This is a genomic window from Aliiglaciecola lipolytica, assembly GCF_018860635.1.
Classification (GTDB): domain Bacteria; phylum Pseudomonadota; class Gammaproteobacteria; order Enterobacterales; family Alteromonadaceae; genus Aliiglaciecola; species Aliiglaciecola lipolytica_A.
The window spans coordinates 19602-43791 of record NZ_JAHKPT010000005.1; the positions used below are offsets into that span (position 1 = coordinate 19602).

The window sequence follows — 24190 nt, forward strand, 5'->3', positions numbered from 1 at the left end:
CCATCAAATAATCAAGATGAGAGTAGTTTGAATTTATTAGTTTTCGAAAACTCGAATTTGAAATTATCAATAAAACAGGAATTTTTTTACAAAGCGGTGAACTTTATTGAAATGAGCTACTCTGAATATACGGTTTTTATGTGTTTTCTCTCTATCCTGTGCCCCTTCTTTTGAAGGGGCTTTTTTTTATCTAAAAAGTAAATTAACCCGCGATAGGTTTTTCTTTATCAGCAAAACCCAGCCATTCATCTAACACTCTTTCAACGTTGTCCAGTCCTAGACCATTTAATGAAGAGAAAACATGAACTGTAACGTCACCACAAAACGCCATAGACGCTTCTCTTGCCATTAATAGTTGTGCTTTACGTTTTCCCGCCTTTAGCTTGTCAGCCTTTGTTAACAACGCTAATACAGGCAAGTTGCGCTCCACTGCCCAGTAAATCAATTGTTGATCTAAATCTTTGAAAGGATGACGGATGTCCATTAACACCACTAAGCCAGCAAGACTTTTGCGTACTTGTAAATATTCACCTAGGGCTTTTTGCCATTTAAGTTTCATATCCAAAGGTACTTTGGCATAACCATAACCAGGCAAATCTACTAATCTTCGCCCTTCTTCAATCTCAAATACATTGATTAACTGTGTTCGGCCTGGTGTTTTACTGGTTCTTGCTAAACTTTTTTGACGGGTAAGACGATTTAGGGCACTGGATTTTCCCGCGTTTGAACGACCGGCAAAAGCGACTTCGTTGCCCTCGTCTTGTTCAAGATGATTGATATCTGGGGCACTGGTAACAAACTTGGCGTGACTGTAATGACTCACTCGAACTCTCTTTAAAAACGGTAATTAGGGGTAAATTTCTGGCATAGTATACCATTTAACTGCATTTATTAGCGTAAAACACTGAAATATCCACACAATTGTTCGGGAAATGATTTTATCGCGCCATTAAATGTGTAAAATACTGATATTCTATTAACCAATGCATAAGATGTTTTGAGAGTCACTATGAAAAAATTGGGTTTGTTGGTGTGTTTGACCGTAGGTTTTTCTGCTTCAGTATTTGCCAAAGGCGACGCACAAGCGGGTGAAGGGTTAGTTACAAGCAAAGGCTGTGTTGCCTGTCATGGTGCAGATGGAAATAGCCCTCTGGATATTTATCCGTCCATAGCCGGCCAACACGCTGAATACATTGCAAAGCAGCTAAAAGAATTAAAGCTAGGTGGTGAAACAGCAGGTGCAGAGGGACGTTACGATCCGGTCATGAGTTCACAAGCAGCATTGTTGAACGAGCAAGAAATGCTAGATTTAGCAGCATACTTCGCTACCCAGGAAGCAAAACCTGGTACTACTCCAGAAGACGTAGTGGAAAAAGGCGGTGAATTGTATCGCGGTGGCGACCTAGAGCGAGGCATCACAGCTTGTATTGCCTGTCATGGACCTAGAGGTAATGGCTTAGGCTTAGCTGGATTCCCAGATATTAGCGGCCAAAAAGCAGCTTATTTGAAGTCTCAGTTAGAGAAGTTTAAAGCAGGCTCTCGTGCTAATGACTTAAATGGAATGATGCGAGATATTGCAGCTAAGCTAACTGATGAAGACATCGAAACTCTTTCTCAGTATTTAGGCGGACTACACTAAGTTTTTTACTTAGCAACAAATAATTTCGACAAAAAAGTGAACCTTTTTAGACTAAAAGGTTCACTTTTTTTGTTAATAGATGTAAATAAGTTGTAAATTTTATTTTTTGCTGTATTCTTTGCGCAAATAAAAAGAAGGATTAACAAACCTTATAAGGTTTGTCAGGGAAGTTAGAACAGTTAATAATAATAACAATCCGCTGTTCATTGAGGTTCCATTTTGGAAATTATGGATTAACTATAAAGCGTCAGGAAGACCCAAAACAATATAACAACTTCGTTAGCAATAATAAAAAGTGAAGTGCAAGACAAGGAAAGCAATACAGGTTTAGGATGAACACGTAACGGGAGAAGTGTCATAAGACACTCTATATTTAAAAGGTAACAGGTTCCTGTTACCTTTTTTCTTATCTGCGTCTTTATAACGTCAAATTAAGTCAATCGATTCAACCAATTCAGCAAGCATATTAAATCTGTATATGTAGGTTTAAAATGCGCTAAAATGAAGAATCGACTTAATATGGCAATCAATTATGGCTAGAGTAAAAAAATCACGTAAAGTTGGACGCATTGGTGTCCCTAAAGAAAGTTGGGCGCCAAGAAAGCCCAAAGATCCAACCAACACTAAACCTAAAAAGCATAAAGGCAATCCCTCGGGAAGTCGTCATAGCGCCGTGGAACTTAACCAGCAGGCGCCGAATCAATCGAAGCAAAACGATCCTCGCATCGGCAGTAAAAAGCCTATTCAACTAATTGTAGAGCCGAAGGAATTCAAATCTAAACCTAAACCAAGTAAACCGAAATATTTCTCCCCCGCTCAAGAGCTAGCAGAACTGGAAGATAATGAACGTTTGAATAATTTGCTAGACAACATGGATAGTGGAATAGCATTGAATGCTGACGATAAACGTTATGTCGAACGAAAACTCGCCAGACATAGAGAATTATGTGAACTGCTAGGTATAGATGTAGAACCTGAAGCAAAAGATAAGCAAGTTGAAGGTAAAGAAGACGATCCTTTTGCACGCTTTGAGTCTATTAACATAGATGAATTTAAATAGGAGATAAGGTTTTGTCGGTTTTAGAGTATACGCTGGTTGCGTTAGCACTTTTGATCATTGGGTCTCTCGCGTTTTATGCAGGCAAATTACTGTTTCAATTAAAACGACAGAAACAAGCCCAACAAAAAGCTAGACAAGATCGTGTCGTTAGAATTATGGAAAGTGTTCACACCATTGCCTTAGCAGTAGAACAGCAGCAATGTAACTTATCTGAAGGTGCGATTAGATTGGTCAACTTATTAGACAGTGTACCTGTGGCGTCACCACCAAATTGCCAACGGGACTATCCCAATCTGTATAATTTGTTTTTGGCAGTTAGGGAGTTGCCTACGCACCAACAGCGCAAAGCTTTGGCACCTGAAGTAAGAGCGCAGCAAGACCAAAATAGAGAAGAACAAGAGGCCAAATTGGAGTCTGCTATTTTAAAAGAAATGGTGATGATAAGGTCACTTAGTTTTAACTAGTTTAGGCCTGTTTATAGCAGTGGCAATCTGTAGTGTGGTCATTGACTAGACCTACCGCCTGCATAAACGCATAACAAATCGTCGTACCAACAAAGCTAAAGCCCTTTTTCTTAAGGGCTTTAGACATTTCCTCAGATTCTGGTGTAGAGGTTGGCACTTCACTGGCGCTAACCCAATGATTTGTTATCACCTTATTGCCGACAAAACTCCAAATAAACTGATCGAATTCAATCCCCTCCTCTTGCATTTTTAAATATGCTTTTGCGTTGTTAATGATAGATTTAATTTTTAAACGATTTCTGACTATGCCTTTGTCTAACATTAAACGTTCGATATCTTGGTCATCAAATAGTACGATTTTTGTTGGTTCAAAATTGTGGAATGCAGCTTCATAGTTTTGTTGTTTTTTTAGAATCGTAATCCAGCTTAGTCCCGCTTGTTGACCATCTAGACACAATTTAGCAAACAAATCGATAGGGTCCCTGACCGGCCTACCCCAGACCTTGTCATGATATTCTTGATAAATTGGATCTTTGCCCACCCAACTACAGCGATTAGTATCCACATTCTTTCCTTATTTCACGCAAAATTCCCAACAACTTGGGCTTAACTTGCATGTTTATTACAAAATTCGATGAATTAGCCTACATTCAAAGCAAGACAAAAGGTATACTTGCGGGCATTTTTTTAGTAACCGATAATGTAGTGATTGTACATGCAAAAGTTTGATATTAAGACGTTTCAGGGCCTTATCCTCGCATTGCAGGATTTTTGGGCTCGTCAAGGCTGCGTAATTATCCAGCCATTAGATATGGAAGTGGGTGCAGGTACCTTCCATCCAATGACATTTTTAAGATCCTTAGGGCCCGAGCCGATAAGCAGCGCTTATGTGCAACCTTGTCGTCGTCCTACAGATGGACGCTACGGTGAAAACCCAAATCGTCTACAACATTATTACCAGTTCCAGGTAATGCTTAAACCTTCACCTGATAATATTCAAGAGCTTTACCTAGATTCACTTAGAGAGTTAGGTTTTGATCCATTAGTGCACGACATACGCTTTGTTGAAGACAACTGGGAGTCCCCCACTTTGGGCGCTTGGGGTCTTGGTTGGGAAATTTGGTTAAACGGAATGGAAGTCACTCAGTTTACTTACTTCCAGCAAGTAGGCGGATTGGAATGCGCCCCTGTCACTGGCGAGATTACCTACGGCTTAGAGCGTTTAGCAATGTACATCCAAGGTGTCGACAGTATCTATGATTTGACCTGGACTGACGGCCCAATGGGTAAAGTAACTTATGGCGACGTTTTTCATCAAAATGAAGTTGAACAGTCTGCTTATAATTTTGAACATGCAGATGTTAAAGCCTTGTTTGGAACCTTTGATCAATGCGAAAAAGATAGCCAACGACTAATTGAAGCAGGACTTCCACTTCCAGCTTACGAACAAGTAATGAAAGCATCTCACGCATTTAATATGTTAGACGCACGTCACGCAATATCGGTAACAGAACGCCAACGTTACATACTAAGAGTGCGCACTCTGGCAAAAGCAGTAGCAGAAGCCTACTACCAAAGTCGTGAAAAACTCGGGTTTCCCATGTGTAAAGATGACGCAAAACAGGGAGGCAAAGGTGATGCGTAAAGAAAATTTGTTAGTTGAATTAGGAACAGAAGAACTTCCACCAAAAGCACTGAAGAACTTAGCGCAAGCGTTTGCAGATAATATTAAATTAGGTTTTGAAGCAACAGATTTAGAATTTGATGCTATCGAAAGCTTTGCCACGCCGCGACGCCTAGCGGTCAGAGTCATAGCATTGGCCGAGAAGCAACTTGACAAGCAAGTCGAAAAACGTGGTCCTGCAGTCACAGCCGCATTCGATGCACAAGGCAATCCTACAAAGGCAGCAGAAGGCTGGGCTCGTTCAAATGGTATTAGTGTTGACCAAGCACAGCGACTCAAGACCGATAAGGGTGAATGGCTCTTACATGTTGCCAATGTAGCCGGACAGACGTTAACGACCTTATTGGAAGAAATCGTTGAAAGCGCATTAAAGAAATTACCTATCCCTAAAGCAATGCGTTGGGGTAATAAAGGAATTCAATTTATACGCCCTGTACACACGCTCTGTATGCTTTACGGAGAAAGTATAGTTGCCGGCTCAGTATTAGGTTTAACGTCAACCAGAACGGTTAACGGCCACAGATTCCATGGTGAAACCAGCTTCGAGCTAGCCCATGCTGACGATTACCAAAGCCAGCTTAAAAATCATTATGTAATTGCTGACTATCAAGCCCGCCAAGATATCATCAAACAACAGCTTCAAGACGCTGCAGCTCAAGAAAACGGTGTAGTTGAACTTGAACAAGAGTTGTTGGATGAAGTAACGGCATTGGTTGAATGGCCCGTAGTATTAGTTGCTAATTTTGAGGACGAATTTTTACAAGTACCAAAAGAAGCCCTAATTTATACAATGAAAGGCGACCAAAAGTACTTCCCGATGTTAGATACTAATGGCGAGCTTAAATCTCGATTTTTATTCGTAACCAATATCGAAAGTAAAGATCCCGCTCAGGTTATTCACGGCAATGAAAAAGTAATTCGTCCACGTTTAGCGGATGCCCGATTCTTCTTTGAAACTGATAAAAAGCGCACATTGGAAAGTCGTCTAGATAGTTTAGAAACAGTTTTGTTCCAAAAACAATTAGGTACCTTAGCGGATAAGTCTCGCAGAATTTCTAAATTAGCCGCAAAAATATCCAAACATATCGGTGCCGATGAAGCCCAGGCAGCTAGAGCTGGATTATTATCAAAAACTGATTTAATGACAGAAATGGTAATGGAATTTCCAGATGTTCAAGGCATCATGGGAATGCATTATGCGAATCACGATGGCGAAGATGCAGTTGTTGCAAATGCATTAAACGAACAATACATGCCTCGTTTCTCTGGTGATGCCCTACCCCAATCTAACGTGAGCTGTGCCGTTGCACTTGCCGATAAGCTAGATACTTTAGTAGGTATATTCGGTATTGGACAATTACCTAAAGGTGACAAAGACCCCTTTGCACTTAGACGCGCAGCAATAGGTATATTGAGAATAGCTGTTGAACTGAAACTACCAGTAGATTTGACCGTGTTAGTGAGCGATGCATACCAACTATTGCAAGACAAAATAAATAACAACGACACTGAAGAACAAGTTGTTGACTTTATTTTAGGTAGATTTAGAACCTGGTATCAGGAACAAGGCATTGAAGTTGATGTCATACAAGCAGTACTTTCTCGACGACCTACAGCACCTGCGGATTTCGATGCGCGTATCCATGGTGTTAAACAGTTTAAGTTACTACCCTCAGCTCAAGCCTTAGCTGCAGCAAACAAACGTGTAGCTAACATATTAGATAAGAATAATGTATCTGATGAATATAAGCTGGATGCTAGCCTATTGGTAGAGTCTGAAGAGAAACATTTAGCCGATGAGATATATCGCATTCAAGAAGAAGTAGCGCCATTGTTAGCAAAAGCCGATTATGAAGCTGTGTTGCAAGTTCTTTCGCAACTGGCAAGCAGTATCGATGCATTCTTTGATAATGTAATGGTAATGGCCGATGATCAGTCTGTTAAGAATAATCGCCTCGCACTTCTACTGCAATTACGTCAGTTGTTCCTTAAGTGTGCCGACATATCATTATTAAGATACGAATAAAACGAAGTTGAGGTTTAAATACAAGAATATGAAAAATAGAATCGCTTTGATTTTTCTAGTCAGCACCTTTGTTTCCGGCTGCTCAACGACCTTTGTTGAGCAGATAATGGAAAAAGACTACCAAAGCTTCTATCTACGAGGAGTCTTTACTTGGTGGGAAGCTGATGAGAATTATCGAATTAAGAAAGTAAACGGTAATCTGTATAAGGCAACCGTGAAGCTCATCGCAGATGGTCAGCCCTATGATTTTAAATTTGCAGACGAAAATTATACCCCTGGATATGACTGTGGCAGCCCTTCCGGCTCTGCTGGAAAAGTACTAACTGTGGGTAAAGCAGCAAAGTCGTCCTGTGAAAATCCTGGCGGTAATTTTCAATTTACTCCAGATGAAACAGGCGCATATGACTTTTTTATCGATTTTACCAGTGAACAATCTCCGGTTGTTTATATTGAAAAATCCTAAATATTAGTTAACTCTTGCATACTCACCTCTTAGGGGAAACCTAGGAGGTGAGACGCTACAACCTCCATAGAAAGTCTTAATATCCCCTCTATCATCCCGTTAAATCAGAACAAAATAGATGTTCCATATCTATTCAGTAGTCGCTCTTTTACTCCATACATTAAAATCAACGCTAACGTCTGCTCTTTTTGATCTATTATTGCGCGGTTAAAATTGATATTTTTAAATTAAATCAATAATTTAGAGCCAAAAAAAACGCTGAAAATAGAAGTTCTCAGCGTTATTAATTTAACAAGTTGTCAGGTCCTACAAGTTAAAGCTTGCAGACTATTTGTGGGATCTCACAATATTTGCAAAAATCACTCATTGAATTTAAAGGCTCTGCGGGGAATGTGAGACTTTTCAGATTCTAAAAATCTCACGTTAAATGCCAGTTTCATCTGAGAATCTCTTGTTCTTTGCTAAATTCAGGCGGCACTTTAGACAAAAACTTTTTAAACCTCGTTAGTTTTGGCTATATTACCTCTAACTAGGTGTCTAGGAAAATTAGACCATTACAATACCCGGAAGGTCTGCATTAATATGCAGGTTTTGGAAGGATAGCGGACACGAAAAGTTAGTCCAATGAACGATAGCAATTGTTCTGTAACAGATAAAAAACCGACTCTTGGTAAGCCGGTTTCAAAATAGATTAAAGTGCTAGTTACTCAAAAATGTATTCGAGCGTGAACCGCAGCTAGGCCCAAAGTCTCAGTCCAATTAAGCCGTTACTAAGCAATAGGATTGCCAACAGTAAATTAGATAACGTGAAAAAAGTTGTGTGCCATTTAGTAAAACTGTTTATCGGTAATTTTCTGAGTTTATAACACATCCATACCGACCACACAGCGCTAACCAGGAAACCTAAACTTCCCACAAAAACAAGTACCGACAGCAGCGATACTGAACCTGCTATTGAATACATGTTTGGCGAACTCGTAATGATGCGTAAACAAATAAGCGTCACAATAGCAATAAACAGCGAAAGTAAAGGCCATGACCTATAAGCAACAGTCTGGCAGGTAATCGATTTTTTAAATAAATAACGAGGAAGCCAAATTAACATGAATAAAACACTCGATAAGGCCATAAGTACCCAAAATACAACCACCAACAGAGGCAATAATGCACTAACAATATTCGTTTTTATGAGGGTTTGCGGGCCATAATAAATCCCGTCTCCAAATTCGCTACCCTTTATAGGCAGTAACACCGTTAGTCCGATTGTATTATGTTTAAATCCCTTGTTGGCATCAGGTATAAGAATACGGGGCGGCGAGCCTACCAAGGGTTTTATCGTGCTGCTAGTGTCGCCTACCAGTAATTGCCACGGAACAATCGTCGACACTATAGAATAGGTTGAAGATATGGGGGCAGCGTTTTTGTACCAGCCCGACAGTGCCTTATCCTCTTGGCTAACTTCGCGCTCGGCTTTTACGTTTGGTACCATAATACCTTTAGTTAGGTAATGACTTACTAAGTGATGTATCTGGCTAACCGCAGGGCTATTGTTATTAGCAGCGATAACATACGCAAATTGATACTCTGGATTGTAAATGAGCATTGCACTAGCGCCGCGTAAACTACCTTCATGCCCATAAAGCGCGACGCCATTTGCATGAAATAATTGATTACCCAAGCCCCAACCAAAGCTAAGGCCTTGTTCTGCTGCGATTGTGCCTGTGGGCATTCTAAATGATTCAAGTACATTTTGACCGACTATACTTGTTGTTTTTTCGCTGACTAAGAATTGCGCAAAACCAAGCATATCGCCTATTGTGCTATTGAGGCCGCCCGCCGCGCGGTTGTTAAGGTGATGATAAGGCTGCTCTTGTTTGTTGATATATAAACTGACTGCTGATTCTCGGTATGTATCTGAAAAATAGTACCCGCTACTGTTCATCGATAATGGCTCAAAAAAACTACGTGTTACGTACGATTCAAATGCTTCGCCCGTAATCTTTTCTACGATATAAGCGGCGACCAAAAAGCCCGTGTTGTTATAGGCCACACGGCTGCTCGGTTTCCAGCGTGACAAACGAGAGTGTGGGTGGGCATTTAATGCATCAATAATAGCAATTGGAGTAGCAGATAACGCCTTTTGCTCGTTGAAATGCGGACTGTCCCAGCCAGATGAGTGATTTAATAAATGCACAACTCTCAGCGGTTCCGTTGCCTCCCATGGATTTAAAAATTCAATTTCTGGCGCGAGTATTTGCACCTTATCGTTTAGGCTAAGCTTGCCTTCCTCTTCAAGCTTGAGCAGTGACAAAGCTACAAACATTTTGGAAATTGAGCCTAAGCGAAATTGACAGTTATCGTTTAGCGATATTTTTGACTGGATGTTTGCGATACCAGAATTATAGCGCCAGTTAGGCTGCCCAGCTTGCACTACACCCACCGCGACGCCTGGTGTATTTGTGCGCAGGCGTATCTGGTCTATTGCTATGCTTAGCTCTTCTAAGCTATTAATCGGCTTTTGTTTTTCAGGTACTTGTGCCATCGAAGTGCCTGAAAAAAAAGCACTTAATAAACATAGTGTTATGGCCCAATATATTCTCATGATAATTCCCTAAACCTTCGTTGGTAGTCGTGTTATAACTATTAGTACTGTCGCTTTTTTCTTATAGGTGGTACACGTATTTTAGTTGTGTGCTATCTTTGTATGTAAAATGACGGCAATACACAAATGATACTTTGTGACCGTTTGTGGCGATACAAGCTAGGGCCTGATCACAAGTGCTAAGTTATTGAATTATAGTCGGTAAATTTTGAATTCAACACATAAACATATGCAGTATAAATTTGCTGAATTTCTTTTTGATGAGAGTACTTGTGACCTTTTTTATAGACAGATATCGGTAAAAATTGAACCGCAGGTTGCGCAACTTTTACGATATTTTTTACAAAATAAAGGCCAAGTGTTATCACGCGATGATTTAATGCTTGTGGTATGGTCTGACAGAGTGGTTTCAGATGACGCGCTTCGTTCCAGTATTAAAAAACTACGTGACATTTTAAAAGACGACGCCAAATCACCAAAATTCATCAAAACATTACCCATGAAAGGCTATGAGTTTATTGGTGAGATAGAGCTTGAAGCGCCTAAAGCCTTCTCGCTTATATCGTTAAAAACTAAATTACTAAGCACTATGGTTTTATTGTGTTTGCTCGCGCTGGGTATTTGGCAGTCGGGCATTATTAGTCCATCATACAATAAACCACTTATAACGAAGCTAACCGATATCGCGGGGTCGGAATTACTGCCAAGTTACGATGCCGTCAACAAACGCTTAATTTTCTCTCACCGCGCAAATAAAGATGACTTTTTACAATTGTATGTAAAAGAGATGAATAGCGGTAAGGTAACGCGCCTGACGTGGGATGCGGCAAACTATGGCAACCCAATTTGGTCACCTAATGGCGATAGCTTTGCTTATATTCGCAGCACCACTACATCAATGCATCACTATATTAGTGAGTTCGATACACTTAAAGGCATGGTCAATTCGAACAAACTAGATAACGATATTCTATCGACTCATTATTTACTGGGCTGGTCATCTAACAAAATGGGGCTTTATTTAACTGACAAAAAAAGTCCTTCTCGCCCACAAGGCATTTGGTTTTTCGATATTACCAGCAATACGACCGAACAAATAACGTCGCCCAGCGTCCACGGCCAAGGTGACTTCTTCGTTAAAGAGTCGTTTGACGGCACCCAACTCGCCATACTGCGAAGCCTTTCCTTAAATAAGCATGAATTATTAGTACTGCACTTAAGCACTGGTGAAATACTATACGCGAATCAATTACCCAGCAAAATGCATCGATTGGTTTGGAGCGACGACAATAGCAGTATTACCTTGGGAAGTTTTGATGGCACATTGCTAAGAGCCACCCTAAGTAGCCGAGAGATCGAAGACATTACGCCTAAGGCTGACTTTGTTAACAACCTATTCTATCAATGCGGACAAAACTGCTATTACATGCGTCAACACAATGGAAACTACTTAGATATTGCAGAGCAACCGAATCCCTTTTCTGAAAAAAGCACAGGCTCTTTTGGATATTTTGAGATGAGCGGCGCAAATGACTTTCCGGTGTATGCGAATACCGAAAACAAAATCTATTTTTTCAGTCAGTATGGCCAAACCAGTCTGATTGAATATATCGATGATAATAGTTCCCCAGCGACAGTGCTAGATTTTGGAAATGTTGCTGAAATACAGAGTTTAGCACTAAACCGAGACGATACATATTTTGCAGGTTTGGTGGATTCAAGTTTGTTCATCTACAATATAAATAAAGGAGTGCTAAGCTACTTAAGTAAACAAACCGACATTATCTATCCGCCACACTGGCTTGATGAAAATACCTTTGTTTATGCAAAATTAGAAAAAAATGAAGCGATGCTTTATCAGTATTCACTACTCGATAATACTTCTACTTTTTTGATGAGTGGTTATGTTGGCATACTAAATATTGGACTAAATGATCGCTTACTTATCGATAAAGATTATCGTTTATGGCGACAACAAAATAACGAGGTTAAAGAAATAGGCTTGTTGCCGTCAAGTCAGCCTAATCGGTTTAAATTAGTGGGGAATTATATCTACTATACAGACAGGGAAGAAAATACAAATATGCTATTTAAATTATCGATTGATGACGCTTCGCTAAATAAAGTAGAGCTGGCTAAAAATCGCTTCAAGGCCAACTTTGATATCTCGGCAGATCAGAAGAAACTCGCCGTTGTTGAGTCTTTATTGGCGCAAAGCGATATCATCAAGCTTGAGTTGCGATAAGTCTTAAATGACGAGTACCTTATTATTCAATTATCGTTGGTAACGTTAACATTTTCCTCAACAGTCGGTTTAGGGTGCTGGTACTTGAAACTCTAAAGCGATAACTAACCGAAGGGATCGCGGTTAGTTGAGTATGAGCGTCGACTGTCTCCTATCTGCCTCATAAGAGCCATACGGGGTCGAAAATTACATTAAATGTTGATGTAGTCATACAGTCTTGTACAGAGGCGCAAATCAAGATTACGTCCTATTGTAGTCCTGAATTTATATTCGGAAAGAAAAAAGGTGTTCCTTCAAGAACACCTTTTAGCAACAATAATGGGATTATTTAGCAACAATGTGAGATTTTTTAGCAGGGATTATGAGATCCCACACTATTGGACTAAACGTCTAGGTTAGCCACTCTCAAGGCGTTTTCTTCGATGAAGTTACGTCTAGGTTCAACTTGGTCACCCATCAAGGTAGTGAACAATAGGTCAGCACCAATAGCGTCTTCTATGGTTACTTGAAGCATTCTACGATTAGCAGGGTCCATTGTAGTTTCCCACAACTGACTAGGGTTCATTTCGCCCAATCCTTTATATCGTTGGATATACTGACCACGTTTAGATTCGGCCATTAACCATTCCAATGCACTTACAAAATCGGTGACAGGTTTGGTTTTCTCGCCGCGTTTAACATAAGCGCCTTCTTCCATAATGCCATTGATTGCTGCATTTAGTTCTTTGATTTTGGTGTATTCAGTTGAATCAACAAAATCATGGTCAAATTTATATTCAGTATCAATACCGTGCTGACGCAAAATAATTGATATGTAATGACTGCTGCGCTCTACATCATCTTTAACTTCAAAACTGTAAGTTGCTCCATCAGATTCATCATCAGTTAGTGAAGCAATATAAGTTTTACCAAAAGCTTCTAGTTTAGCTGGATCAGATAAATCAGAAACATTCAAAATATCACTGTAAATTAATTGGTTAACAAGAACCTTCGGATATAACCTACTAATTCGATTAATCATTTTCACAGCAAGGTGATACTGCTTAACCAAGTTTTCTAAGGCAACACCTGAAATGCCAGGTGCTTCAGAATTAACATGGATAGAAGCGTCATCTAATGCAATTGAAGTTAAGTAATTAGTTAATGCATCGTCATCTTTAAGGTATTGTTCTTGTTTACCCTTTTTAGCTTTGTAAAGCGGCGGTTGTGCAATATAGATATAACCACGCTCAAGAATTTCAGGCATTTGACGGTAGAAAAAGGTAAGAAGCAAAGTACGAATATGGCTTCCGTCGACGTCAGCATCTGTCATGATAATGATTTTATGATAACGCAACTTTTCAGGGTCGTACTCATCTCTACCAATACCACAGCCTAATGCAGTAATTAGCGTCGCTACCTCTTGAGAAGAAAGCATTTTATCAAAACGTGCCTTCTCAACATTAAGAATTTTACCTTTCAATGGAAGTATTGCTTGGTTCTTACGGTTACGCCCTTGCTTTGCAGAGCCTCCCGCAGAGTCCCCTTCCACTATATATAGTTCAGAGTTAGCAGGATCTTTTTCCTGACAATCCGCAAGCTTTCCAGGTAAACCTGCTAAGTCCAACGCACCTTTACGGCGAGTCATTTCTCTCGCTTTTCGAGCGGCTTCTCGAGCACGAGCTGCATCAATAATTTTACCAATGATGATTTTACTTTCAGTCGGATTCTCTAAAAGGAAATCAGTTAAGGCTTCACCCATTGCAGTTTCAACAGCAGGTTTTACTTCAGAAGAAACCAATTTATCTTTGGTCTGTGAAGAAAACTTAGGATCAGGTACTTTTACTGAAATAACAGCAGTTAGCCCTTCTCTTGCATCATCACCACTTGCGTTCGTTTTAGCCTTTTTATTCAGGCCTTCTTTTTCCATGTAGTTATTTAATGTACGCGTTAGCGCTGCACGGAATCCAGCGAGGTGACTACCACCATCACGTTGGGGAATATTATTGGTAAAGCAAAATACATTTTCGTTAAAGCTATCATTCCATTGCATCGCAACTTCTACTGATATGCCATCATCCCTTTCAGTTGTGAAATTGAAAATCTTTGAATGGACGGCTGTTTTAGCTCTATTAAGGTATTCAACAAATGCCAAAATACCACCTTCATATTTAAAGTGGTCTTTTTTACCATCTCTATCATCAGATAAAACAATGGAAACACCAGAGTTAAGGAAACTTAATTCTCTTAATCTTTTCGCCAAAATATCGTAGTGATATTCAACATTAGTAAAGGTATCTTCGCTAGGCCAGAAACGTATTGTGGTTCCAGTAGTGTCAGATTCACCAACCGCTTTTAGCGGTTCTTGAGGAACACCATGAACGTATTCTTGTTCGAATACTTTACCCATGCGACGGATTTTCATGGTCAGTCTTTTTGATAATGCATTTACAACAGAAATACCAACACCGTGCAATCCACCGGATACCTTATAGGAATTGTCATCGAACTTACCACCGGCGTGAAGTACTGTCATAATAACTTCAGCTGCAGAGACACCCTCTTCCTCATGTATCTCTGTAGGAATACCACGACCATCATCTGATACAGAAATAGAACCATCAGTGTGAATTTTTACGTTAATTTCCGAACAGTGACCAGCCAAAGCTTCATCGATGGAGTTATCAACCACCTCAAAAACCATGTGGTGAAGTCCGGTACCATCGTCTGTATCACCAATATACATACCCGGTCTTTTTCTTACTGCATCTAGTCCTTTAAGTACTTTAATACTCGAGGAATCGTAGTTATTCTCTTCTGCCATTTGATTAGTTCTCCTCTCTCATATGGCCATGTTCCACGTGAAACATTTTCTTGTTTTTGTATTTCTCTATAAACAGCAATTGAGATTTTTCGATTGCTGTAATAAAAAGCTGTGTTTCGTTTTCTAACAGTTTATCAATAAAAGATTCTCGTTTAGTCTCGTCCAGTTCAGCACCAACATCATCTAATAGAAATACACAGGACTTTTTCGTTTTACCGCTTAGGTGCTGTATTTGAGCAAGTTGTAATGCTGCCACCAACATTCGCAATTGACCACGAGATAAGGTCTCTGAAACTTCAACACCATTGCATTTAAGTTTCAGATCAGCCTTGTGTGGACCAACGCTTAAATAACCATTACGACAATCTTTTTCAAATTTTCTTTTAATAGACTCTTCAAGTGAAGCGTCTTTTTCCCAACCCCTATGATACGAGATTTCTACCGAAAACTCAGGTAGAAATTGCATTAAATTGCTATTTATATGCTCCAAAATGCTGTCTAGGTAGCCTTTTCTCAATTCTGTAAGGTGGTTTCCTACCTTTATGATTTGTTTGTCCCAGAATTGCATCTGAGTGCTATTTTCGTTGTTACTATTTAAGCCGATTTTACGTAGTAGCGCGTTCTTCTGTTTTACTAGTTTTTGGTAATCTTGAGAGGTCTGAATGAATGAAGGTTCCACGTGGAACAATCCCCAATCTAAAAACCGACGTCTTAGTGACGGACTACCTATTATTAAATCTGAACTTTGTGGTGTGAATATCTGAATAGGAACATGACTAACAAGCTCAGACATTTTATTCGACTTGTTACCATTTACACTGACCAACAGAGAGTCATCATTTTTACGAGACATACCGAGTTTTAGAGAATGATTAGAATCAGATACAACACAAAAAACACTGAATTCAGTCGAATCATATTGAATCACGTTTTTGTGTTTAAGGGTTCTGAATGACCGTCCAAAACCCAAGTAGTGGAGAGCCTCTAAAAAAGAAGACTTTCCACTACCGTTTTGACCAAATATAAAATTCAACGAAGAAGAAGGTGAAATGTCAACATTTTGCAGATTTCTAAAATGTTGGATCTGGACTTTGTCCAGCTTCATATGCCGATGTTTCCTAAACTACAATTACAGTCTCATCGGCATAATAACGTAAAGAGCTGAATCATCAGCAGCATCTTCAATCAGTGCACTACTATTAGAATCGGCTAGCGTTATCTTAACGTTTTCAGAACCCAACGAATTAAACACATCAATTAAATAAGCAACATTAAAACCTATTTCTAACTCCCCTTCACCTTCGTAAGAAACATCTACAATTTCTTCTGCTTCTTCTTGCTCTGGGTTGTTAGCTGTAATTTTAAGTTCGTTTTTAGAAAGGTTTAAGCGTACACCTCTGAACTTTTCATTAGATAGAATAGAAGCTCGAGAGAAAGCATTTTTAAGAATATCTTTGCTGGCCTCGATGATCTTATCACCATCTTTGGGAAGCACTCTGCGATAGTCTGGGAAACGACCATCTACCAACTTACTGGTAAAGATAAAGTCAGTAGAAAAAATTCGAATGTGATTTGAACCCAACTGTACTTTCACAAGGTTATCATCAGCTTCAATAAGTCGACTTATTTCCAATACACCTTTACGAGGAATAATAACTTGTCTACTTGGCAAAGGAGCTGCTGTATATTTCAATCGACATAACGCTAGTCTGTGACCGTCAGTTGCAACAGTTCGAATAATATCTTCTTCGGTTTCAAGGCTCATCCCGTTAAGGTAATAACGAACATCTTGCTGTGCCATTGAGAACTGAGTACTTTCAATCAAATGTTTAAGATTAGCTTGGGAAATTTCAAATTCAGTTTCCCCTTCCCAATCTTCTAGATTTGGATAGTCACTGGCCGACAAAGTAGATAACGAATATCGACTTCTACCTGAGCGTATCAGTGCTTTATTACCATCAACTTCGAATTTGATTTCGCTTTCATCGCCTAAACCTCGACATATGTCGAAAAGCTTTTTGGCAGGAACGGTAATTTCGCCCTCTTCAAATTCACCGGTTAAGGTTACGTTAGAGATCAATTCAACCTCTAGATCCGTACCCGTTAGCCAAAGTGAACTATCACTGACTTTTATTAGTACATTAGATAATATCGGTAAAGTATGTCGTCTCTCTACAGCACCAGAGACTAATTGAAGAGGTTGGAGAAAGTTTTCCCGGCTGATGGTGAATTTCATTTATAAACTCATTTTTTATTTTAAGAAGATAGTGTTCGAATAAGATTCTGATAGTCTTCTTTTATATCATGACTTTCATCTCTTAGCTGTACTATTTTTCTGCATGCATGCAAAACCGTAGTATGGTCCCTTCCGCCAAATGCGTCACCAATTTCTGGAAGGCTATGATTGGTTAATTCCTTTGCCAAAGCCATCGCCACTTGGCGTGGTCTTGCTACACTGCGGCTACGTCTTTTTGACAAAATATCAGCAATTTTGATTTTGTAATATTCAGCCACAGTTTTTTGGATATTATCAATGGTAACTAACTTTTCTTGAAGCGCTAACAAATCACGAAGCGCTTCTCTAACAAAATCAATGGTAATTGCACGGCCAGTGAAATTTGCGTTGGCAATTACCCGATTAAGTGCCCCTTCCAATTCCCGTACGTTTGAGCGCAAACGTTTAGCAATGAAAAAAGCCACTTCATCAGGCAGATTAATTTTATTCTCAAGGGCTTTACGATTCAAAATCGCTACTCTTGTTTCAAGTTCTGGCGGTTCTATGGCAATAGTTAAACCCCAACCAAAACGAGATTTTAATCTATCTTCCACCCCATCGATTTCTTTTGGATATCGGTCAGAGGTCAGAATGATTTGTTGATTGCCTTCTAACAACGCATTAAAGGTATGAAAAAATTCTTCTTGTGAGCGTTCTTTATTAGCAAAAAACTGAATGTCATCTATTAACAAAGCATCCACAGATCGGTAGTAACGTTTGAACGATTCAATCGCATTATTCTGCAGCGCTTTTACCATATCCTGAACAAAACGTTCTGAATGCATATAAACCACAGTGGCATTTTTTTTCTTTGCAATAATTCCATTACCTACAGCGTGCAGTAAGTGAGTTTTACCCAACCCGGTCCCGCCATAAATAAATAGCGGGTTATATGCCCCGCCTGGATTATTAGCCACCTGAGTTGCCGCAGCTCTTGCTAACTGATTTGACTTACCTTCAACAAAATTATCGAATTTGTAGGTTACATTAATATTACTTTTATGAGCTTGACTGGAAACACTGGCTTTTTGATTAAAATCTTTATTATCCGGTTTTTGCGTTTCTGAATTTTGGACGTCTACTGGAGGTTGTTGCGCGCTATTGGGTTTCGCCGTATTACTCGCACCATTATTGTTAGGCGCAAAATTACCATTTGAGTTGTTATTGTTAGAAGCAAAGTTTGACGTCTGTCTAGCTGTCACTTCCAATAATAGACTTGGCGCTTCTGGACCACAAAATTCTTCCAATAACTGGGTTATACGACTGTGGTACTTATCCCGAACCCAATCAAGCACGAATCGGTTAGGAGCAGACAAAGTTACATAAAGATTATCTTCTGAAACTTTTAGCGGTCTTATCCACATACTAAATTCTTGCGTAGAAAGATCGTGTTGAAGACGATCGAGGCATCTATTCCATAAAGACATTAAAAAAAGTCCGTCACGAGGCGGTTTAAGCCCGTTAAAAGTTAAAATAACTCGATAATTAAAAACACTCGCTGAAGTGAAAATTGTCCAATTATTGTTCTTGTTCATCCCCTTTAGCGTAGGGGGTTGTGAATTATCTCGCATTCCCACTACTAAGTGCAATACTGATTTAGATATAATTTACTAAACCTTAGTCTAATACCATCTATCTATTTGTTTTAGTTGATTATTTTATTATATTATGAAAAATTAAAAAGCTATAACCTTGTATTATTTTGAATTCGTGGTGGATAAAAATAATCTATAAAAATCACCATTTAGAAAAAATAAACTAGCTTTTTGTGGATAACCTCATTTAATTTTATACAGTTATCAACAGTTAATTAATTTATTATAAAAATAAAAGCAAATAATTTAACGATCTCTGCGATCAATGATTGACAACAGGTACAAATATCTCTAGTATTCCGCATCCTTTTTGAGCGCAATGGTTAAACGTCTATTGAAGTTCATTTTGTATTAACCTTTATGTATCGGGACTAGGTCATGAAAAGAACATTTCAACCAAGTAACTTAAAGCGTAAGCGTTCACACGGTTTTCGTGCCCGTATGGCGACAAAGAATGGACGTAAAGTCCTTGCTAATCGTCGTGCTAAAGGCCGTGCTCGTTTATCAGCCTAATTTCTCAAAGTGAGTGAAAATTCGTTTTCTCGGGAGCTAAGACTTTTAACTCCCACTCACTTTGAAAAAGTCTTTCAAAAAGCTATCCCCTCAGTTTCACCTCAACTCACTGTGTTAGGCCGTTTCAATCAGCTAGATCATCCTAGGCTGGGTATTACTATATCCAAAAAACGCGTCAAAAAAGCCCACGATAGAAATCGCATTAAACGTCTTATCAGAGAAAGTTTTCGCGTGCATCAACACCAACTTCCAAACACTGATATAGTTGTGGTTGGAAAAAGTGGCTTAGACACAATGACGAATCAACAAATAACATTGTTGTTAGGAAAATTATGGAAAAAGCTCTCAAACCGTTGCGCGCAATCCCAGTCTGGTTGATACGACAATATCAACTTTGGATTTCTCCTATGCTAGGGCAAAATTGTCGTTTTCACCCGACTTGTTCTCAGTACGGTATAGAAGCTATTTCCAAACATGGGTTTTGGGTAGGAAGTTGGTTGACGATTCGAAGAATTAGTAAATGTCACCCCTTACATCAGGGTGGTATTGACCATGTACCAGAAAATAAGGCGAAAAAACACGAATGAACTTATCATTTGCCTCATTTGCCTATACTATTTCGCCCTGTGAAAAATTAGAAGTAATAAATACGTTCACAAATAGACTACTCTATTTGTGAAAAGCTAAATGCGGTCTTAAAAAATCGCAAAATTGAACACGTAGTTAAAGAGTATTATATGGAATCCCAACGCAGTTTTTTGATAATTGGCCTAGCTTTGGTCAGTTTTCTATTATGGCAAGAATGGCAAAAAGACTATGGTCCTCAGCCCGTTCAACCTACTCAAATAGTTGAACAAGCACCTTTGTCCACACCTAGTTCTGATTTACCGCCCTCTACTATCTCAGACAATAACGGTGATGTCCCTGAATCAACGATAGTTGAAGATGTAAATCCGGTAGTTACACAATCTAATTCTGTTGTTCACGTTATATCTGACACATTAGATGTATTGATAGATACCCGTGGTGGCGATGTGATTTCCGCTAATCTTCGTAAGTTTCCGGTTACTCAAGGATCTGACGACTCATACAGCTTATTACGCCCTGATGCAGTCACTTTATACATTGCACAAAGCGGATTAGTTGGCAGAGATGCGATTGACACCAAAAAAGGGCGTCCCGCTTATGTAGTTAGCCAACAAGAATTCGTCATGCAAGACAAAGAATTGGTGGTTCCTTTAAAGTGGACCTCTGCTGATGGTGTAGCAATTACAAAACGATTCATATTTACCCCTAGTCATCACGATGTAAAAGTGGAATACGAAGTTGTTAACGGAAGTTCTCAAGTTAAGCAATACCAACAATACGGCCAATTAAAACAGGCTATTGAGGGCACAGAAAGTAGTATGTTTATGCCGACCTACCGTGGTGGTGCATTCTCTACTCAAGACGACCGTTATTCAAAATTCTCTTTTGATGACATGGAAGATGAAAAACTAAACAAAACAACCGTTGGTGGTTGGGCTGGCATGTTAGAACATTACTTTGTATCGGCTTGGGTTCCACCTCAAGAAGACACAAATCAGTTGTACAGTACTGTGGTTCAGTCTAGATATGCTGCAATTGGCTTTAAAGGCGCACCTGTAGATGTTGCACCAGGTGATTCAACCACCATTACAAGTACACTGTACATGGGTCCTAAAGACCAAGATTCACTTGCCCAAATAGCGCGCGGTTTAGACCTTACTGTTGATTACGGTGTGCTTTGGTGGATTTCACAGCCTTTGTTTGCATTACTGCAATTTATTCAAAGTATTGTTATTAACTGGGGACTAGCCATTGTCATCATTACGATTATTGTTAAAGGGGCTATGTATCCCCTGACTAAGAAACAATATGAGTCTATGGCCAAAATGCGTAACTTAGCGCCTAAGATGGCACAACTAAAAGAACGTTTTGGTGATGACAGACAAAAAATGTCTCAAGCCATGATGGAAATGTATAAGAAAGAGAAAGTGAACCCCATGGGTGGCTGTTTCCCTCTTCTTCTGCAAATGCCTATATTCTTAGCACTATATTGGGTTCTACTAGAGAGTGTTGAATTAAGACACGCTGATTTTATATTTTGGATCACTGACTTATCAGTCAAAGACCCGTATTTTGTATTACCAGTATTAACTGGCTTGAGTATGTACTTATTGCAGAAACTGCAACCTATGACGATTCAAGATCCAATGCAGCAGAAAATCATGCAATGGATGCCAGTAGCTATGAGTTTATTCTTCTTCATATTCCCAGCTGGTCTAGTTTTATATTGGTTAATAAGTAACGTTATTACCTTGGTTCAAGCTAAAATTATTTACTCGTCCATGGAAAAACGTGGATTAAAAGCTAAATAAAAAGTGATTGGCACCAAATAAAAGTGAAAGCCCGCCATTGCGGGCTTTTTTGTCTAAGTTTACAGGTTTACAATATACTCAAAATTAAAACAGGAGTAATAAATGCCCTCTTTTGACATTGTTTCAGAAATTGAAATGAACGAAGTTCGTAACGCAGTTGACAACGCTAATCGTGAACTCAGTACACGCTTTGATTTTCGAGGTGTTGAAGCCTCCATTGAATTCAAAGATGAATCAGTCGTGCTGACTGCTGAAGGCGACTTTCAAATTCAACAACTCACAGATATGCTGCGTAATGCGTGTTCTAAGCGTAACTTAGACACTAATGCCATGGATCCTCAAGATACGGTAAGAAGTGGTAAAACCCACCGTAGCACCATCAAATTCAAACAAGGCATTGAGCAACCCATTGCTAAAAAAATCGTGAAGTTAATTAAAGATAAAAAAATGAAAGTACAAGCCAGCATTCAAGGCGATCAACTTCGTGTAACCGGCAAAAAACGTGATGACTTGCAAGCGGTGATGGCGTTACTTAGGGGCGAAGATATGGGTCAACCGTTGCAATTTAACAACTTTCGCGATTAATCAGGCAATACTATTTTGGAATTACCAACTGACACTATTGTTGCTCAAGCCACAGCCCCAGGTCGTGGCGGCGTAGGCATAGTTAGAGTTTCTGGACCACTAGCGAAAACTGTTGCCTTAGCATTACTAGGTAAAACGTTAACGCCAAGGAAAGCAGAATACTTGGCGTTCTTAGACGAAGACAACCAGACTTTGGACCAAGGTATTGCGTTGTTCTTCGAAAACCCACATTCGTTTACTGGTGAAGACGTACTAGAGTTGCAAGGTCATGGTGGTCAAATCATTTTGGATTTGCTGATTAAGCGAATACTCAAAATACCCAAAATACGTATGGCTCGACCTGGCGAGTTTAGCGAACGCGCATTTTTGAATGATAAGCTCGACCTAGCCCAAGCTGAGGCCATAGCCGATCTAATTGATGCTAGTTCAGTCCAAGCGGCTAAAAGCGCTATGCGTTCGTTACAAGGCGAATTTTCAGCACATATCCACCAGCTGGTGGAAAAAGTGATACATCTAAGAATGTACGTAGAAGCAGCCATCGATTTTCCAGAAGAAGAAATCGATTTTTTAAGTGACGGAAAAGTAGCTAAAGATCTGAACGACATCATTACCCAAATGCAAAACGTCAAACAACAAGCCAAGCAAGGTAGCTTGTTACGTGAAGGTATGCAGGTGGTTATTGCCGGTAAACCTAATGCTGGGAAATCAAGTCTACTCAATGCTCTAGCTGGACGCGATGCCGCCATTGTAACCGATATCGCAGGCACCACTCGAGATGTACTCAAAGAACATATCCATTTAGATGGCATGCCACTGCATATCATTGATACTGCGGGGCTTAGAGAGAGCTCAGACAAAGTAGAGCAAATCGGCATCCAACGAGCTTGGCAGGAAATACAAAAAGCAGACAGAGTTTTATTCATGCTAGATAGCTGTGAAAGCACGGAAAATGATCCGTATAAAATCTGGCCTGAATTTATGCAAAAATTGCCCGCTAATATTGGCCTGACCTTGGTTCGAAATAAGGTCGATTTATCCGGTGAGTCAGTGGGATTTGAACAACACGGTGACACACCAGTCTACCGTCTATCAGCAAGTCTAAATCAAGGTGTTGAAGCCTTAGCTGAACACCTTAAAGAATGTATGGGTTTTGACCAAAGTTCTGAGGGCCAATTCATTGCCAGACGAAGACACTTAGATGCCATAGATCGAGCAGCAGAACACTTAGATATTGGACAACAACAACTGCATGAACATATTGCCGGAGAGATTTTGGCAGAAGAATTGCGTTTAACCCAGCAAGCATTAAATGAGATCACCGGTGAATTCAGTTCAGACGATTTACTCGGACGCATATTTTCTTCATTTTGTATCGGTAAATAAAGGTCAACGACATGGCAAATTATGAAATCATTGTAGGCACTATGTTAGGGGCAAGCGAATATGTTGCCGATGCCTTACAAGAAACATTGGAAGCCAATGGACACAGTGCAAACATTCACTTAGAACCTAATATTGAAGAGATACCCAACGAAGGCAAATGGTTGATTTGTACCAGTACCCATGGGGCTGGTGAATTACCCGATAATATCCAAGCATTCGCCAAGCAAATTAAAAATCACTCATTAGATAATGTACAATTTTTAGTCGTTGGTTTAGGTGATAGCAGTTACGACACCTATTGTTATGGTGCGAAAACAATGCAGGAGTTATTACACAATTCCGGGGCGACACTACTATCCCCCGCTTTTCATATTGATGTACTAAACCACCCAATTCCTGAAGAAGCCGCCGTTGAATGGCTAACGTCTTACTTACAACAAAACTAACTTACTGA

Annotated in this window: 21 protein-coding genes; 14 read left to right on the top strand and 7 right to left on the bottom strand. The window is 39.6% G+C overall.

Annotated elements, in window-relative coordinates; translation table 11 throughout:
* Positions 1 to 202: 202 nt before the first annotated feature.
* Positions 203 to 823, bottom strand: a complete 621-nt coding sequence (gene yihA / locus KO530_RS02295; protein WP_216046782.1) for a ribosome biogenesis GTP-binding protein YihA/YsxC — start codon at positions 821 to 823, stop codon at positions 203 to 205.
* Between the two features lie 186 nt (positions 824 to 1009).
* Here yihA and KO530_RS02300 point away from each other — a divergent pair, with 186 nt between their 5' ends.
* The 3 genes from KO530_RS02300 to KO530_RS02310 all read left to right on the top strand — a co-directional run bounded on the left by KO530_RS02300 (position 1010) and on the right by KO530_RS02310 (position 3163).
* Positions 1010 to 1639: a c-type cytochrome gene (locus tag KO530_RS02300; protein WP_216046783.1), complete on the top strand. Its 630-nt coding sequence runs from the start codon at positions 1010 to 1012 to the stop codon at positions 1637 to 1639.
* Between the two features lie 532 nt (positions 1640 to 2171).
* On the top strand, positions 2172 to 2699 hold the full coding sequence (yihI, locus tag KO530_RS02305) for a Der GTPase-activating protein YihI (RefSeq protein ID WP_216046784.1): 528 nt from the start codon (positions 2172 to 2174) through the stop codon (positions 2697 to 2699).
* 11 nt (positions 2700 to 2710) lie between these two features.
* Positions 2711 to 3163, top strand: a complete 453-nt coding sequence (locus KO530_RS02310; RefSeq protein WP_216046785.1) for a DUF2489 domain-containing protein — start codon at positions 2711 to 2713, stop codon at positions 3161 to 3163.
* Position 3164: 1 nt separating this feature from the next.
* Here KO530_RS02310 and KO530_RS02315 read toward each other — a convergent pair whose 3' ends face one another.
* Positions 3165 to 3728, bottom strand: a complete 564-nt coding sequence (locus KO530_RS02315) for a DNA-3-methyladenine glycosylase I (RefSeq protein WP_216046786.1) — start codon at positions 3726 to 3728, stop codon at positions 3165 to 3167.
* Between the two features lie 150 nt (positions 3729 to 3878).
* Here KO530_RS02315 and glyQ point away from each other — a divergent pair, with 150 nt between their 5' ends.
* The 3 genes from glyQ to KO530_RS02330 are packed head-to-tail and all read left to right on the top strand — an operon-like array spanning position 3879 to position 7336.
* The gene (glyQ, locus tag KO530_RS02320) at positions 3879 to 4808 is read left to right on the top strand and encodes a glycine--tRNA ligase subunit alpha (protein ID WP_216046787.1); all 930 of its coding nucleotides are present in this window, start codon (positions 3879 to 3881) and stop codon (positions 4806 to 4808) included.
* Complete coding sequence (gene glyS / locus KO530_RS02325) at positions 4801 to 6873, top strand: glycine--tRNA ligase subunit beta (protein ID WP_216046788.1); 2073 nt, start codon at positions 4801 to 4803, stop codon at positions 6871 to 6873. The genes glyQ and glyS overlap by 8 nt, the downstream gene beginning before the upstream one ends.
* A gap of 28 nt (positions 6874 to 6901) precedes the next feature.
* The gene (locus KO530_RS02330) at positions 6902 to 7336 is read left to right on the top strand and encodes a hypothetical protein (RefSeq protein WP_216046789.1); all 435 of its coding nucleotides are present in this window, start codon (positions 6902 to 6904) and stop codon (positions 7334 to 7336) included.
* 736 nt (positions 7337 to 8072) lie between these two features.
* Here the strand turns inward: KO530_RS02330 and KO530_RS02335 are convergent.
* Entirely contained in the window at positions 8073 to 9938 is a 1866-nt protein-coding gene (locus tag KO530_RS02335; protein WP_216046790.1) for a serine hydrolase domain-containing protein, read from the bottom strand.
* Positions 9939 to 10146: 208 nt separating this feature from the next.
* On the opposite strand from KO530_RS02335, the gene KO530_RS02340 reads away from it, so the two are divergent.
* The gene (locus tag KO530_RS02340) at positions 10147 to 12183 is read left to right on the top strand and encodes a winged helix-turn-helix domain-containing protein (protein WP_216046791.1); all 2037 of its coding nucleotides are present in this window, start codon (positions 10147 to 10149) and stop codon (positions 12181 to 12183) included.
* Between the two features lie 382 nt (positions 12184 to 12565).
* On the opposite strand, the gene gyrB is transcribed toward KO530_RS02340, so the two are convergent.
* The 4 genes from gyrB to dnaA are packed head-to-tail and all read right to left on the bottom strand — an operon-like array spanning position 12566 to position 18688.
* A complete protein-coding gene (gene gyrB, locus KO530_RS02345) occupies positions 12566 to 14986 on the bottom strand; it encodes a DNA topoisomerase (ATP-hydrolyzing) subunit B (protein ID WP_216046792.1) in 2421 nt (806 codons plus the stop codon).
* 4 nt (positions 14987 to 14990) lie between these two features.
* Positions 14991 to 16091: a DNA replication/repair protein RecF gene (recF, locus tag KO530_RS02350; RefSeq protein WP_216046793.1), complete on the bottom strand. Its 1101-nt coding sequence runs from the start codon at positions 16089 to 16091 to the stop codon at positions 14991 to 14993.
* A 24-nt stretch (positions 16092 to 16115) separates the two neighbouring features.
* Positions 16116 to 17222 (bottom strand): DNA polymerase III subunit beta, encoded by a 1107-nt coding sequence (gene dnaN / locus KO530_RS02355; protein ID WP_216046794.1) that lies wholly within the window; start codon positions 17220 to 17222, stop codon positions 16116 to 16118.
* Positions 17223 to 17242: 20 nt separating this feature from the next.
* Positions 17243 to 18688, bottom strand: coding sequence for a chromosomal replication initiator protein DnaA (gene dnaA, locus KO530_RS02360; RefSeq protein ID WP_216046795.1), 1446 nt, complete (start codon positions 18686 to 18688; stop codon positions 17243 to 17245).
* A 546-nt stretch (positions 18689 to 19234) separates the two neighbouring features.
* Here dnaA and rpmH point away from each other — a divergent pair.
* The 7 genes from rpmH (at position 19235) to mioC (ending at position 24182) form a co-directional block, all read left to right on the top strand.
* On the top strand, positions 19235 to 19369 hold the full coding sequence (gene rpmH, locus KO530_RS02365) for a 50S ribosomal protein L34 (protein WP_008842504.1): 135 nt from the start codon (positions 19235 to 19237) through the stop codon (positions 19367 to 19369).
* 9 nt (positions 19370 to 19378) lie between these two features.
* Positions 19379 to 19747: a ribonuclease P protein component gene (gene rnpA, locus KO530_RS02370; RefSeq protein WP_216046796.1), complete on the top strand. Its 369-nt coding sequence runs from the start codon at positions 19379 to 19381 to the stop codon at positions 19745 to 19747.
* Entirely contained in the window at positions 19702 to 19956 is a 255-nt protein-coding gene (gene yidD, locus KO530_RS02375) for a membrane protein insertion efficiency factor YidD (protein ID WP_216046797.1), read from the top strand. Before rnpA ends, yidD begins: the two co-directional genes overlap by 46 nt.
* A gap of 150 nt (positions 19957 to 20106) precedes the next feature.
* Positions 20107 to 21768, top strand: coding sequence for a membrane protein insertase YidC (gene yidC / locus KO530_RS02380; protein ID WP_216046798.1), 1662 nt, complete (start codon positions 20107 to 20109; stop codon positions 21766 to 21768).
* 102 nt (positions 21769 to 21870) lie between these two features.
* Positions 21871 to 22353 (top strand): YajQ family cyclic di-GMP-binding protein, encoded by a 483-nt coding sequence (locus KO530_RS02385; protein WP_216046799.1) that lies wholly within the window; start codon positions 21871 to 21873, stop codon positions 22351 to 22353.
* 15 nt (positions 22354 to 22368) lie between these two features.
* Positions 22369 to 23736 carry a tRNA uridine-5-carboxymethylaminomethyl(34) synthesis GTPase MnmE gene (gene mnmE, locus KO530_RS02390; RefSeq protein ID WP_216046800.1) on the top strand — a complete coding sequence of 456 codons (1368 nt, stop codon included), beginning with the start codon at positions 22369 to 22371 and terminating at the stop codon, positions 23734 to 23736.
* An 11-nt stretch (positions 23737 to 23747) separates the two neighbouring features.
* On the top strand, positions 23748 to 24182 hold the full coding sequence (mioC, locus tag KO530_RS02395; protein WP_216046801.1) for an FMN-binding protein MioC: 435 nt from the start codon (positions 23748 to 23750) through the stop codon (positions 24180 to 24182).
* The last annotated feature ends 8 nt before the right edge of the window (positions 24183 to 24190 follow it).